The organism is Corynebacterium sp. (assembly GCF_030532715.1).
GTDB lineage: Bacteria > Actinomycetota > Actinomycetes > Mycobacteriales > Mycobacteriaceae > Corynebacterium.
Genome location: NZ_JAUNKO010000004.1, coordinates 149,132 through 163,752, shown reverse-complemented (window position 1 = coordinate 163,752; position 14,621 = coordinate 149,132). Strand labels below are relative to the sequence as shown.

Genomic DNA, 14,621 nt, shown 5'->3' with positions numbered 1-14,621 from the left:
GGTGGCACCCCCGACGCAAAGTGATGTCCTCAAAACTACGCCAGCACGGACGAGGACATCACAACGAACGCCACCACCGCCACTGCAAAGAAATCCGGAGCGAAACGCAAAATCCACAACGTTGGCGTACCACTGACAATCCGCAACGCCGCCCCACAGACGAATGCAAGTGCCGGGCCCAACCACAACACACGCAACCACGAGCTCAGCGCAGCCACCCCAACAGCCCCGCCTAGAACTAGCGCGTACGTTCCAAAAAGGGCGAGTCGTTTCGCGCGACGCTCGCGCACCGTGGGCAACGTAGGTTCCTCCCCCAACGCTAACCGAATCAACGCCTCAGACAGTTGCTCCAATAGCGGCGTAGTGACGAGGAAATCGGCGTACGGCACCAACAGCACGACGCCGAGATCACGCTCCGGGATCAATGCAAACATCGTGGTAGTGCCCGGCGTTTTACCCGTATGCACCATCAAGCGCACACCCGCATGTTCCTTGAGAATCCAGCCGAAACTATAACTACCCTCCTCCCCGAACACGCCAGCGACCGCTGGAGAAGGCCCGGTAGGAACGGCGTCGAGAACCGGAACCGGTTGGGTAAGGAGCGCTTGAAGGTACGCGCAGGCGCCGCGCAAACTCATCGCGAGCGCCCCGGACGCGGGCTGAATCCAAGACGAATGTTCGGTAGGAAACGGGCGTGTGCGCACCCACCGTCCGAACACCGCGGTGTGGCCAAAATGAGAGGAACCTTGCGCGCTGGGCGCGATTCGACGGCGCACATACTGCACGAACGAAGTTTCTGAAAGCTGTTCAACGAGCTGCCCCAGATAGTTGTAGTTCTGGTTCGCATAACGGAACGATTTGTCCCGCGCAAGTGTGGAATCCGAGCGCACACCACTGCAATGCTGCGCCACCTCTCGAACAGTTGCATTAGGCAACACGCGAGCCTTTGGAAGGTAAGCGCGCAGCGGCACATCCAGTTCAAGCAAACCCTGTTCCGCAAGCTGCCGCACCGCCAAACCCGTAACGGACTTGCTGGTAGAACCCAACAAAACCGGCGTTTCGAAAGTTATATCCCCAACCACCGCCGCAGCAATCACCCGCGACGATGACACCATCGCAGCGGCACCCGCAGGACACCCCGCGGCCTCGAGCCCACGTGCTAACCAATCGTGCAGGGTGCGCATGGCACTGATGCTACCGCGAACCACGGCTTTCCATGCGCGTTGAGAGCACCCGATCGGGGTTACAGTCGGGTACCCCTACGCCCAGCACCGTGCGAAAAGGTGGTGGTGGTCACGCAAAAAGGGGTACTCTGGTTAGCCGAATCGCAATCTTGTATCAAGGGAGCTCCATTGGCAAAGATCATCTACACCCGCACCGACGAAGCGCCATTGCTGGCCACCTACTCGTTGAAGCCCGTCGTTGAGGCGTTTGCGGGAACCGCAGGCATCGATGTGGAAACCCGGGACATCTCCCTCGCCGGCCGTATCCTGGCCCAATTCCCCGATTTCCTGACCGAAGAACAACGCGTCGAGGATGCACTCGCCGAACTGGGTGAGCTGGCAAAAACCCCGGAAGCCAACATCATTAAGCTCCCGAACATTTCTGCGTCCGTGCCGCAGCTGAAGGCCGCAATCAAGGAGCTGCAGGAACAGGGTTACGCGCTGCCCGAGTACCCGGACAACCCGGACACCGAAGAACAAAAGGACGTTCGTGCTCGTTACGACGCCGTGAAGGGTTCCGCCGTAAACCCGGTGCTGCGCGAGGGCAATTCGGACCGCCGCGCCCCGATCGCCGTGAAGAACTTCGCCAAGGCCCACCCCCATCGCATGGGTGTTTGGTCCCCGGATTCGAAGACCAACGTTGCCACCATGGATGCCGATGACTTCCGCCATAACGAGCAGTCCGTGATCATGCCTGCCGCTGATGAGCTGACCATCAAGCACATCGCCGCCGACGGCACCGAAACGGTGCTCAAGGACGGCCTGAAAGTGCAGGAAGGCGAGGTTATTGACGGCACCGTCATGCGCGCCGCGGCCCTGCAAGACTTCCTTGCCGAGCAGGTCAAGCGCGCCAAAGAGGAGGGCGTGCTGTTCTCCACGCACCTCAAGGCCACCATGATGAAGGTGTCCGACCCGATCATCTTCGGCTACGTGGTGCGCGCGTATTTCGCTGATGTTTTTGACAAGTACGGCGCCGAATTGGATGCCGCTGGCCTGAACGGCGAAAACGGCTTGGCCGCGATTTACGCCGGTTTGGAAAGCTTGGACAACGGCGCCGAAATCAAGGCCGCGTTCGATAAAGCACTCGAAGAGGGCCCGGCGTTGGCGATGGTGAACTCCCACAAGGGCATCACCAACCTGCACGTTCCTTCCGACGTCATCGTGGACGCCTCCATGCCGGCCATGATTCGCACGTCTGGGCACATGTGGAATGCCCAGGATGAGGAGCAGGACACCCTCGCCGTGCTGCCGGATTCCTCGTACGCCGGCGTGTACCAGGTGGTCATCGAGGATTGCAAGGCCAACGGCGCGTTCGATCCCACCACGATGGGCACCGTGCCCAACGTTGGGCTGATGGCGCAGAAGGCCGAGGAGTACGGCTCCCACGATAAGACCTTTAAGATCGCCGCCGACGGTACGGTCGCCGTGGTCAATTCCGCGGGCGAAACTCTGATCGAGCACAAGGTTGCCGCGGGCGACATTTGGCGCGCCTGCCAGGCCAAGGATGCCCCGATCCGCGACTGGGTCAAGCTGGCTGTGACTCGTTCCCGCCTGTCCGGCATGCCCGCCGTCTTCTGGCTCGACCCGGAGCGCGCGCACGACCGCAACCTGATCACGCTTGTGAACAAGTATTTGGCCGACCATGACACCGAGGGCCTGGACATCCGCATCCTTTCCCCCGTGGAGGCGACCAAGTTCTCCATCGAGCGCATTCGCCGTGGCGAGGACACCATTTCCGTGACCGGCAACGTGCTGCGTGACTACCTCACCGACCTGTTCCCGATCCTCGAGCTCGGCACCTCCGCAAAGATGCTGTCTGTGGTGCCACTCATGGCTGGCGGCGGTTTGTTCGAAACTGGCGCAGGCGGCTCGGCGCCGAAGCACGTGCAACAATTGGTGGAAGAAAACCACCTGCGTTGGGATTCCCTCGGCGAGTTCCTCGCGTTGGCTGAGTCGTTCCGCCACTTCGCCAACACAGACGGCAACGCCAAGGCTGCCGTGCTTGCCGACGCCCTGGACCGCGCCACCGAAACCCTGCTCAACGATGGCAAGTCCCCCTCGCGCAAGGCCGGTGAGATCGACAACCGTGGATCCCACTTCTACCTGACCAAGTTCTGGGCCGATGAGCTGGCCAACCAGACCGAAGATACGGAACTCGCAAAGATCTTCGCACCTGTCGCGGCTGCCTTGAACGAGCACGAGGAAGAAATCGCCGCGAAGCTTATCGAGGTACAAGGCAACCCCGTTGACCTGGGCGGATACTACAGCCCTTGCGACGAGAAGACCTCCGCAGTGATGCGCCCCTCCGAAACCTTCAACGCTATTATCGACGGCCTGAAGTAGCTCGAACATCTTTACCGCTCCCCGCTGGGCTTGGCTTGGCGGGGAGCTTTGCTGTGCCGACGCTGCACTATCAGCAATGTGGCGCAACATGTACATCACTGATATGTGAAAATGGCTGCCTCACGGAATGTCGCGCTTGCTATGGGGCGGATGGTTCAGCGAACATTGAACTCCGAAAGGAAGTTTTCAATGAACCACAATCTCGAACAAATCAAACAGTTACGCGAACGCCTTGACGTCTTCTTGAGCAAACTCTGGGAGCAGGCGGAGGAGATTATTTCCCAGGCGAAGACTGTTGCGCCAGAGCCGACGGACACCGATCCTGCGGAGTTCCACCGCTCTTGCCTCGCGTTCGAGGCCGCGTTACGCAAGCAAATGCGAGAGATTGTGCAACGCGGCCAGAAAATTTTCCAAGAGCGATTCGAGGTCTACGTTGATTCAACGGACCCCACAATCCGCGCCGCCTATGCGGATGCGGAAGCCGCCGTCCAACAACTCGAAAAAGATATCGAACTCGCGACGGATGAAGTGTTCGCCCCGTTCACCGACTACGAGGCGGAACGGCAATTCCGCCGCGCCGTCGCCGATTGGGAAAAGGCTGCGGAGAACTTTCACTGCAAACATTGCAGCAACCCCCTCCCCGTAGAACATCTTTACTACCAGGCGCAATATGTTCCGTGTCCGAAGTGCGGGAAGCAGACTACCTTCACGCCGACGCCAGCGATGCAACAGGCTCCCCAGTGGGCGGAGGCGATTGCGGACTACCGCACAGCCAGGTTCAAAGAAAAGGTAGACCTCGTGGCGGCGACCCCGGGCGGCTGGGCTGGCCAAGTCATGACCACATTTATTGACTACGCGTTGAAGCGCCACCGGCACTTAATTGAAATCTTGCCAAATTACGCCCCCACCCAGGTTGATTCCCTGCGCCGGGCGGTGTTTGTGGAAGCGCACCGCAAGGAACACACGCGCATCGAACCCGCTGGCACCCGCGAAGCCGACATCACCTACTACAACCTGATCGGAAGTTTAGGCGATACGCTCAAGACGTACCGAGCGCACAACGACCCCGTGTTCGCCGAGATCATCGAGGGTATTGTGCGCGACTTGGCCCGCCCGGATTGCGAGGTCGCCACCGCCGTCCTCAACAACACGTTCACCCACCAGCTGTGGGCGAAGTACTCTCGCATCGCGCACCAGCAACCCGAGGCCTCACAGCCTCTCGACGCCGCGCCAAACATCCGGCATTCAAATCAGCAATAAGACCCCAGGTCAATGGGCGGCGAACGCTAGCAGCAGCGGCCCTGCGGGTTGAGCTCTTGATCAGCCCAGCGCATTCGCCAATATTCGCGCTCGGTGGGCACGGGCCGGCACGGATGGTGCCGCTGAAGGTACTGAACGTACTTTTGGTAGTCACGTTCGCCCATAATTTCGCCGAGGTAGCGCCAGCAGGCGCGGAGCGCACGCCAGCTGACGTTAATGATGCACATGCGCACGCTCCTGTGGTGGCACCACTTCGTCCCAAACTTTCTGCAGCTTTTTCTCCACGTCACTGGCGAACAAGCCCCGCGGCGCAAAGTATCCGGAAAAATGGAACGTTTCTTCGGTCGTGTGTGCAGCGTCGGCACGTTCATGATCGGTTCCGGCCCCGGTGCGCACAGCCTTGACACAGGCGGCAACTGCGGCGCACAGCACGATCAACACGAGGACCGCGAAAAGTACAGAGAGTACGCCCTGGATAGCGGTGTTTCTGATCACGGCGTCGATAGCCTCGGGTGATTTAGCGCTGCCGAACTCGGTGAGGCCTTGGGCTTTGGCGTCCTTAAAGCGATTATGCTGCGCCCAATAGCCGATACTCGGATTATTCGAGAATATTTTCTGCCAGGATGCGGTCATGGTGACGATCACGTCCCACACGAGCGGCACGGCGGGTATCCACGCCCAACGGTACAGCCCGCGCTTCACCACAACCACCAGTACCAGCGACAACGCAATCGCGGCGAGCAATTGGTTCGCTATGCCGAACAGCGGGAACAGCACGTTGATGCCGCCCAACGGGTCGGTCACCCCCATGAGCAGAATGGCGCCCCACAGTGCGCACACGGCGAAGGTGGATACCCAGTTGCCGAGGGTCCAGCTGGGGTCTTTGAAACGGCTCAGGCCGGGGACGTTGGCGAGGGTGTCGGTCATCATGAAGCGAGCCACGCGGGTGCCCGCGTCGACGGTCGTAAGAATAAACAACGCTTCAAACATGATGGCGAAGTGATACCAGAATGCCTGCATTTCCGGGTGCCCGAAAATATCCGTCAATATTTGCGACATTCCGAATGCCAAGGTCGGCGCGCCACCGGTGCGGGACACTACGGTGTGTTCCCCCACCATGCGGGCGGCGTCCGCAAGCTGCATTGCGGTAATGTCCGCGCCAGGCAACCCCAGGGAGTTTACAAACTCCGCGGCTTGTTCCTCATTCCCGCCAGTGACGGCGGTTGGCGAGTTCATGGCAAAATACACGTGCCGATCCAGGATCACTGCGGTAATCAACGCCATGATTGCCACGAAGGATTCCAGCAGCATTCCGCCGTATCCAATGGTGCGCATCTGGCTTTCCTTCTCCACCAGCTTCGGTGTGGTACCGGAGGAAATGAGCGCGTGAAACCCGGAAAGCGCGCCGCAGGCGATAGTAATAAACAGGAAGGGGAACAGGTTCCCCGCGAACACCGGGCCGTTGCCTTCCAGGGCGAAGCTGGTTACGGCGGGCATGTGCACCTCGGGGCGGTCGATAAGAATACCCACCGCGAGCAGCGCAATCACCCCGACCTTCATAAAGGTAGACAGGTAGTCGCGCGGGGCGAGCAGCAGCCACACCGGAAGGATGGCGGCGACCACGCCGTAGCCGATCAGCACCCACGCGAGCGTGACCTTCGACCACGTGAACATTTCGACGCCCCATGCGGTATCTGCGACCCAGCCGCCCGCGACGATGGATAGCACCAACAACGCCACCCCGATGGCGGATACTTCACTGACGCGCCCGGGGCGCAAGTAGCGCAAATACACGCCCATAAACAGCGCAATCGGCACGGTCATAGAGATGGAGAACACACCCCACGGGCTCTCAGCCAGGGCGTTGACCACCACGAGCGCGAGCACGGCAATAATGATCAACATAATGGTGATCACGGCAATAATGCCGGCGGCGCCACCCACGGGCCCCATTTCGTCGCGGATCATTTGCCCGAGCGACCGCCCCTTGCGGCGCGTAGATACCCAGAGCACTAAGTAATCCTGCACGGCTCCTGCGAAAATGACGCCGATAACAATCCACAATGTGCTCGGCAAATAACCCATTTGCGCGGCCATCACGGGGCCAACCAGCGGACCTGCGCCGGCAATTGCGGCGAAGTGATGGCCGAACAATACGCGCCGATCCGTCGGCATAAAGTCTTTACCATCGTTGGCGTATTCGGCGGGAGTGGCGCGGTCATCACGAGGTTTGACCACCTTGTATTCAATCAACCGCGCATAGAACGTAAAACCGATGATATAGGAGCCTACCGCGGCTAACACTAACCAAACAGCGTTCACTGTTTCCCCGCGGGCGAGGGCAATTGTGCCCCACCCCGCCGCGGCGGCAATAGCCACTGCGGCGAGCGCAAGTTTTTTCCAGAGGGGGAATCCGCGGCGGTCTTTCACGCCCACTGGCAATTCGGATGATTCGGAGTATACGTATTCCACTCCCTCCGGCGGGGGCGGCACGGGTGTTGCTGCATTTATCAGCATGTCTGCCTACATCCTTCCTTACATTGCGAGCAATTAATGTGACACTTCACATCAATTGTTTTAGGTGTATACCGCAATAACATTACGGACAATTTAAGCGCGTGCCTAGCTTTTCGGCCCCCAATCGGATATTTCTAACCATATGAATCGTGTTCTTGCCACCACCTGCGCCGCGCTCATTGCCCTGCCCATGCCCACCGACCTTGCCCAAGACAAGGTGACGGCCAGCAACCAGCAATGCGTGGTCAGCTCCGCAGAACAGCAGGCCATCCAGGATTTTTGGGATGATATTGAGCAGCAGGCCCGCGCCAAACGGATCCAGGAGCTCGACACGACGATCCCTCACTTTGCGGCGGACCTCGCCCGCTACGACACTGAAGGCGCCCCCATCGCCGGCGAGTTACAACAAAAGTTGACGGACGCGAAGGTCCCAGAGTCGCTTGCGGAACTGTCCAACAAAACATCTGAGTTCATGCAAGACCCCGAGTTTCAGACCACCTACACGTATGAGCAAACGGTGAACGCGGCGGCGTCGATTAGCGAAGACCCAGCAACCGCAGTCGCGCAACAGCTGCGGGAGAAGCAGCGCACCCGCCTCGACGAAATCCGCATCACCGTGTTCGATCAGCAGGATGTGCGGGAACGGTATAACGCCCGCCAGCTGGAATTCAAGCAGGCGCTGGAGCAGTGCGCAGACGAAATAGCGCCACCCGCAACGTGGCCATGGTACGTCGCGGGTGGCGCTCTCGTGGCAGCGCTTATTGCTGCTCGGGCGTGGTGGAATTCTCGGAAGCCGAACCGTCATTCGAAGGCTGTGTAGCCTCGCCGGCAGCGCGCTCCACCATCATTGGCGCGAACGGTACTGCCAGCCACCATGCCGGCGGGTTAGCGGTGTTTGCCACCGTCAATTTCACACGTTGACGGGGTTGCACGGTCACGGTCACGTTGCCGTCACCGTGGTTCTGCAAAGCCGCCGGAGGGTCGCTGATATAGCCGGGCAACCCCCAGTGCACCACGGCGCTGTTTTCTGGCAACACTTCGCGGATGGTTACCGGCGTGCCCACGGGCAGCGGCGGCAGATCCTTGTACGTTTCGCCAGCCTGGACGGAGAATTCTTCGGCGAATTCTTGCCCATTTTCGCGCCATGTCGCTTCGAACGTGTAGGTATTTTGGTTGGAAATAATCCGCGCGGCAGGACCGTCAAGCTTGGTATCCACCTCAACCGTGCCCAGTTCCGTGTACACGTTGCGGAGCACTGCTTCGGAAGTCCCATCCTTGGCGGTGATCTTCGGCGCGACGATTTCCGTCACGGACTGCTCGCTTTCGTAGCGCACGTCGTCCGCGGTGAGCTCATCGACGCTTTGCGTCACAGTGCATTCCGCACCGACATAGACATCGCGAACATCAGCGTGTTCCCCGGGTTTCAGGGTCACGCTGCCGTCCGCAACCACCACGCCATTGGAGGCACACACGTAATCCATGCGCGCCTTATGTTCCTTGGCCTGCGGCATGTCCACGCCGGAACCCGCACCTGCGTTAGTGATGCGCAGGGTGCCACGCCGATCCTCATACTTACGCGCCGCTTGCAGTTGCGTCTGCTTGTTGCGCTCCAGCACGAGCACACTGTTGTACCCGGAGTTTGCCAGATCCCCGCTCCCCACGCCGGCGTCCTGCTGTGACACCGTGCAGGAAGAACCCTCGGGAATGCTTTCCGACGTCGCGGACTCGCCCGCCCCAATCGCGCCCAAGGTTCCTACCACCTCGGGCCCGTCAGCCGGCGGCTTGCACGCGTATTGGAACGCATACGCACCGCCCACAGTGGAAGCCTTCGGATCATCCAGTTTCATGGTGATGGTCATGTCGCCCTTCCCACGGGCGTACGCGTGCGTCACCTCCACCTCTGGAGTGTTACCCTTGGCAATTTCCACCGGGGACCCAATATCCGTCACGAGGGTGGCGCCTGCGGTATGCGGGTCGTCGCTACGAACCACGCAGCGATACCCGGCCGGAATGGGATCGGACTCTTTCTCGTGCCCGTCCGCCACGCCGGCGATTTCTCCCTGAATCTCGGGAGCGCCGTCCCGGTTACAGGTGTAGCCGAAATCAAATACCTCAGGCACTCGCCCCTTGCCGCCAACCGTAACCACCTTGTTCTTCACCTTGAACGTGCCCATTTGCGGGCCGTACGCGAGATGAAACTCCGCCGGCACGAACGGGGCATCGGCAAGGCCCAAGGTGATCTTCTGGCGCAATTGCTCCTTAGGGTTGGTCAGGTCAAAACCAGGCACCCGAGCGGAGGTGGTATCCAGCTCCACCTCACACTCCGCGCCGGCCGGCAATTGCGGCGACTCCACCGTCTCACCGGGGCGCGCCTGCAATTCGCCGCGAGCGGCCCCGCAGGTATAGCGGTAGGTCACCGGCTCTACGAGCGCATCGGTGCCTTCCACCAAGTTCGTCACCACAAACTTAGTCAGCTGTGGCGCGTACGTGTTGGTGACTTGCACCGTGGCCACTGGGGTGGCCGCGCCCGACCCGACCGGCACCACAATCTCTTTGCGGTCGAAGTGCGGCACCAATTGTTGGCCTTCAACGGCCGCAGCTTCCTCATCCTCGCCGTGGACCGTGCACTTGGTGCCGGCCAAGAACTCGGGCGATTCCACTACGGTGCCGTCGCCGCGGACCTTCAGCTCCGCCGGCCCTTGGACGGTGCCGTCATTACTGGGCTTATCACATTCGTAGCGGATGACATACTCGCGGTTCGGATCCGCCCCTGCGGGTTTCGGATCCGCGATCACGCTGCGCACGGCAAACGTTCCGGATTTCGGTGGCGCCTCGTAGACGGTGCCGAAGCGCAACGCCTTGACCTCGCCCGCCTCCACGACAATGGTGCGCGGGTTTTCACCGATATCAACCTTATAGCCGTCTAATTCACTGCTTCCCTCATCCTGAGTCACAGTACAGGTGGTACCGTGCTTGAACTTTGGTGATTCTTTGGAAGTCTCGCGGGCTTTCGCCGTGAGTGTCCCCGTCACACCATCGCAATCAAAACTGAATTGAAACTCCTTACCCTCCGCCTTTCCGGTATCGCCTACAACTGCATTATCAACGCGGAACATGCCCATCGTGGCCGTAGCCCCAGAACCGTCGATCGGTTGGGTAAAAATTTCCGCGTGCTCGTCAGACTTAATGGTCAACCCATTAATATCCACCGTATTTTGCGCGATGGCGCGCTCCTCGGCGCCGTGTTCCGGAAGGTTTTCCGACGGCACAAAGGTGTAAAACACAATGCGGTATGCGGCGCCCTTAACCAGCGGCGTCATTTTCAACTTGAAATCCTTAGGCAGCTTTTCGTGCCACTCCAGTTCAGGAATGCCGCCTTCCGCGGAAACTGCCTCCACAATGCGCCCGGGGCGCTCCATTACTTCATTGCCGCGAATCGTGGCAACCAAGTCCGCGCAATCAATCCCCTGCTCACGGGCGGCGGCGCAACCCGGCTCACTCGCGTCCCAGACGCCGTGTTCCGTGGCGCCGCCGTCACGGCGCAAGATCTCAATTTCCATATCGGGCGCCAAATACTGCGGCACCGTCCAACCACCCCACGCGTCCGACTTCACCTCTTGGAGCATGTCTTTCAGCGTGAGGGACTGCGCCAAATCAAAATTCTCCGCCGGCACATCCACAACCCACTGCAAACGCACATAAGACTCGCCGTCATACTCCACCTCTCGAAAGCTGTGCAGTGACGTCGTGATGGGACCAGTGCGCGCGTTTGCACTCGGCGCGACCGGAAGATGCGTCTCCTCGCTTGGAGGCTCAACCTTGTCGCTGGTGTCGCCGACCACCAATTGAAAAACATTGGTGTCTTCTTTACCCCAACGTATCGAGTCGGTGCCTTGATTTTCAAAGGCATTCATACCCAAGACGAAGTGGCCACTGAGCTCTTTATCTTTCTCGTCCTTCACCTTGTCAGTGAAGGTACATTTCACATCCGCTGCCGCCTTTGACCACGAACATGTTGTGTAGTCGCCTGCTTTCAAATCGGTGTGATCCTCGGTTGGCCGAAGCCAATCGGGCAGGTGAACTGTCATCGTATCGCCCGGTTTCGGGCGCTGCTCACCTTTAGGAATCACCCACGTGAACGTGGATTGCAATTCTTCGCCATGTCGCAATGGAGACTGCACATAGCTTTCGCTTTCTACGTCCACTTTGTTGCGTTTGATATTAAGGTCTTGACCATAGCTTTCGGCATGATCTGTCGCGGCGTTTGCTACCACGACCGAACTGCTCCCAAATATCAAAACGAGTATCGCAATAAGGACCCAAATTATCCGCATGCTAGTTATGCGGTGGGCGAGATGCATCCTTGACATCTGGACTACTTTCTCCGGCGTTGGGGATGAACCGTGAAAAATACAACCTAGTTATTGCACTTAGATTCTTCTTATCGAACTTATAGGCCAAATTGGTCCCAACAGACTAGGATAGCGAACGGGAAAATACCTGAGTACCTGCGAAAATAGGTCGTACGCTACGAACTTTCATGTTGGCTTCATCTGGTGAGGTCATGGGCTATTCTTGCGATACTTCACCAGTAACCAACCTCCCCCAAGGGGGTAGCGAGAATCAATCTGTACCTCCGACGTGGGGCCTTTCAATATCAAAGACCAAGCGGTCTACCCCACAAACATTTTTCACCAGTTGCACTAGACCAAGCTGTCCATTATGTTGGTTGAAAACTACCGAAGGGACACACCGTGACCAAGTACAACAATGCTGACACAACAGGTTGGGGCTTTGAAACCCGCGCCATCCACTCCGGGCAACCGGTGGACAGCGAAACAGGTGCACGCAACCTGCCGATTTACCTTACTTCATCGTATGTATTTAACTCGGCAGAACACGCGAAGCAGCGTTTCGCACTTGAAGATGCCGGCCCCGTCTATAGTCGGCTGACCAACCCTACGGTCGCGGCCGTCGAAAACCGCCTTGCGGACCTTGAGGGTGGCGTCCACGCCGTGCTCTTTGGCTCCGGCCAAGCCGCCGAAACCGCCGCCATACTCAATATCGCGCGCGCAGGCTCCCACATCGTCGCATCAGCGCGCCTCTACGGCGGCACCACCACCCTGTTCGAAGTAACACTCGCCCGCCTCGGAATCGAAACTACGTTCGTCACGAACCCCGACGACCCAGCCGCATGGCAAGCCGCTGTGCAGGACAACACCGTGGCGTTCTACGGCGAAACCTTCGCAAACCCGCAGGCAGATATCCTCGACATCCCCGCAATCGCCGACGTGGCACACGCCAACAATGTGCCGCTTATAATCGACAATACTGTGGCCACTGCAGCCCTCGTGCGCCCTCTCGAACTCGGCGCAGACATTGTCGTTGCATCCCTCACCAAGTTCTACACCGGCAACGGCTCCGCACTCGGCGGTGTACTCATCGACGGCGGCAAATTTGACTGGACCGCGGAACGCGAGGGCAAGCCAATCTTCCCGGACTTTGTCACCCCAGATCCCGCCTACCACGGGCTAAAATACGTAGACCTCGGCGCCGCAGCATACGGACTCAAAGCACGCGTTGGACTCTTGCGCGACACCGGGGCCGCCGCCTCCCCCTTCAACGCTTGGGTCACTGCGCAAGGACTGGACACCCTCGCGCTACGCATCGAGCGCCACAACACCAACGCTCTGGCGGTGGCAACATTCCTGAACAACCACCCGAAAGTTGCAAAAGTGCATTACGCCGGACTGGAATCCTCCCCTTGGTACCCCGTCAAAGAAAAGCTCGGGCTCAAACACACCGGCTCTGTACTATCCTTCGACGTTGCTGGCGGCCAAGAAGAGGCATGGAAATTTATCGACGCCCTCACGCTGCACTCCAACGTCGCCAATGTTGGTGACGTCAGGTCGCTCGTGGTCCATCCCGCAACCACCACCCACTCCCAATCATCCCCAGAGTCCCTGGCCAACGCCGGCGTAAGCCAGGCGACTGTCCGACTTTCCGTAGGCATCGAAAACATCGATGACATTATCGCGGACCTTGAACGCGGATTCGCCGCAATCTAACGTTTCGCGGCCCCTCACGGTAAGCACGCGGAGGCCACAAGCTGCATCACGCAACAAAACATCCCCTCGCCGTAACGAGGGGATGTTTTGTTCACCTGTACCTTAGCGGCCTGAATGGCCTGAGTTCACCTAACGCTTGAACATGTTGAGCAAGCTACCACCGATGCCAGTCAGGATGGCTATCAAACCACCGATGGACAGCAAGCTCAGAATCGCGCCAATCGGATTGCCTTGGAAGTCCCGCAGGAAGTCACGGAAGGTCCGGAATTCCGGCTTTGGCTCCGCATTCGGGGCGGTAGTGGGAACACTAGTTTGCGGCTTGCTTGACGTCGTGGGAGCACTTGTCGCTGCGGTGCTTGGCGTAGTCGGCTTCGGTTCCGGATTCGACGTAGTTGTCGTTGCCGGTGAGCTCGGTTCGGCGGGCTGGGTCGGCTGCACTTCGCCTGGCTCTTCCTTTGGTTCCTTGAACTTCGCGCAGGTCAGCGACCCGCCAATTGGATCCAACGGATCACCAAGATTATAAACACCGTTAAACAACTGGTTATTGGTGTCATTGACCACTGGAGTACCGGTAAGTACGTTGGCTTCCTTGGCGGTAAAGCTAAAGGGCTTTGCCAAAGTGACTTGCCCAATCACTCCGTCTACGACATTGTGCTGGATGGTTTCCGCGCCGGCGTGAAATTCTTTCGCTTCGGCAGCTTCGAAGTCGGCGACGATGTCCACCTTGGTGCCGTCGATCACCAGTCGAACATTGTGGATGTGGGAATTCAACAAGCCTTCGTGGCCGGTGAACGTAACGTCACCTTGAAATGCGATCGTTCCCGTGTCATCGTCTTGGGCGGTGACAGCACCGGGGGCGAATTGGAACGCAAAGCCGTTGTCTGAGGGATTAGTTCCGGTGGCACTCGTGGTGAACTCCACCTTGCCGCGCGCGATCTTGCCGGTGATGTACTTGCGGAAAGACTCGCGGATTCCCCAGTCGAAGGAGCCGGTGAAGCTCTCGCAATATTGCGCGGAGGCAGCATTTCCTGGCGAGGCCGGCTCTGCGGGGGCTGCAATGGCGTTGGGAACCACCGTGGCTGCCATTGTGGCGGCGAGTGCTGCGCTCGTGAGGCGCACACGGTTCGACAAAATGTTCACATGAACTCCTGGGTGTTAGGCATTCTCGGGGCGCCTCACCGACACATCGGATGAAAGGCAACCCTTACCT

General features: G+C 59.1%; 9 protein-coding genes. 4 read left to right on the top strand and 5 right to left on the bottom strand.

Translation table 11 applies throughout. From position 1 onward, the window contains the following. Nucleotides 1–35: 35 nt before the first annotated feature. Nucleotides 36–1,184 (bottom strand): serine hydrolase, encoded by a 1,149-nt coding sequence (locus Q4D83_RS07685; protein WP_303174417.1) that lies wholly within the window; start codon nucleotides 1,182–1,184, stop codon nucleotides 36–38. Nucleotides 1,185–1,352: 168 nt separating this feature from the next. Here Q4D83_RS07685 and Q4D83_RS07680 point away from each other — a divergent pair, with 168 nt between their 5' ends. Beyond that, nucleotides 1,353–3,566 carry an NADP-dependent isocitrate dehydrogenase gene (locus Q4D83_RS07680; RefSeq protein ID WP_303174414.1) on the top strand — a complete coding sequence of 738 codons (2,214 nt, stop codon included), beginning with the start codon at nucleotides 1,353–1,355 and terminating at the stop codon, nucleotides 3,564–3,566. Nucleotides 3,567–3,755: 189 nt separating this feature from the next. Beyond that, complete coding sequence (locus tag Q4D83_RS07675; RefSeq protein ID WP_303174411.1) at nucleotides 3,756–4,826, top strand: hypothetical protein; 1,071 nt, start codon at nucleotides 3,756–3,758, stop codon at nucleotides 4,824–4,826. Nucleotides 4,827–4,852: 26 nt separating this feature from the next. Here the strand turns inward: Q4D83_RS07675 and Q4D83_RS07670 are convergent, their stop codons facing one another. After that, the gene (locus Q4D83_RS07670) at nucleotides 4,853–5,053 is read right to left on the bottom strand and encodes a YbdD/YjiX family protein (protein WP_303174409.1); all 201 of its coding nucleotides are present in this window, start codon (nucleotides 5,051–5,053) and stop codon (nucleotides 4,853–4,855) included. Next, on the bottom strand, nucleotides 5,040–7,343 hold the full coding sequence (locus tag Q4D83_RS07665) for a carbon starvation CstA family protein (protein WP_303174408.1): 2,304 nt from the start codon (nucleotides 7,341–7,343) through the stop codon (nucleotides 5,040–5,042). Before Q4D83_RS07665 ends, Q4D83_RS07670 begins: the two co-directional genes overlap by 14 nt. Nucleotides 7,344–7,485: 142 nt before the next feature. On the opposite strand from Q4D83_RS07665, the gene Q4D83_RS07660 reads away from it, so the two are divergent. Beyond that, the gene (locus Q4D83_RS07660) at nucleotides 7,486–8,163 is read left to right on the top strand and encodes a hypothetical protein (protein ID WP_303174407.1); all 678 of its coding nucleotides are present in this window, start codon (nucleotides 7,486–7,488) and stop codon (nucleotides 8,161–8,163) included. Here Q4D83_RS07660 and Q4D83_RS07655 read toward each other — a convergent pair. Then, a complete protein-coding gene (locus tag Q4D83_RS07655; protein WP_303174405.1) occupies nucleotides 8,102–11,617 on the bottom strand; it encodes a DUF5979 domain-containing protein in 3,516 nt (1,171 codons plus the stop codon). The genes Q4D83_RS07660 and Q4D83_RS07655 overlap by 62 nt on opposite strands. A gap of 480 nt (nucleotides 11,618–12,097) precedes the next feature. Here Q4D83_RS07655 and Q4D83_RS07650 point away from each other — a divergent pair, with 480 nt between their 5' ends. After that, nucleotides 12,098–13,411, top strand: a complete 1,314-nt coding sequence (locus tag Q4D83_RS07650) for an O-acetylhomoserine/O-acetylserine sulfhydrylase (RefSeq protein WP_303174403.1) — start codon at nucleotides 12,098–12,100, stop codon at nucleotides 13,409–13,411. Between the two features lie 129 nt (nucleotides 13,412–13,540). On the opposite strand, the gene Q4D83_RS07645 is transcribed toward Q4D83_RS07650, so the two are convergent. Further along, on the bottom strand, nucleotides 13,541–14,551 hold the full coding sequence (locus tag Q4D83_RS07645; RefSeq protein WP_303174402.1) for an HtaA domain-containing protein: 1,011 nt from the start codon (nucleotides 14,549–14,551) through the stop codon (nucleotides 13,541–13,543). Between the last annotated feature and the right edge of the window lie 70 nt (nucleotides 14,552–14,621).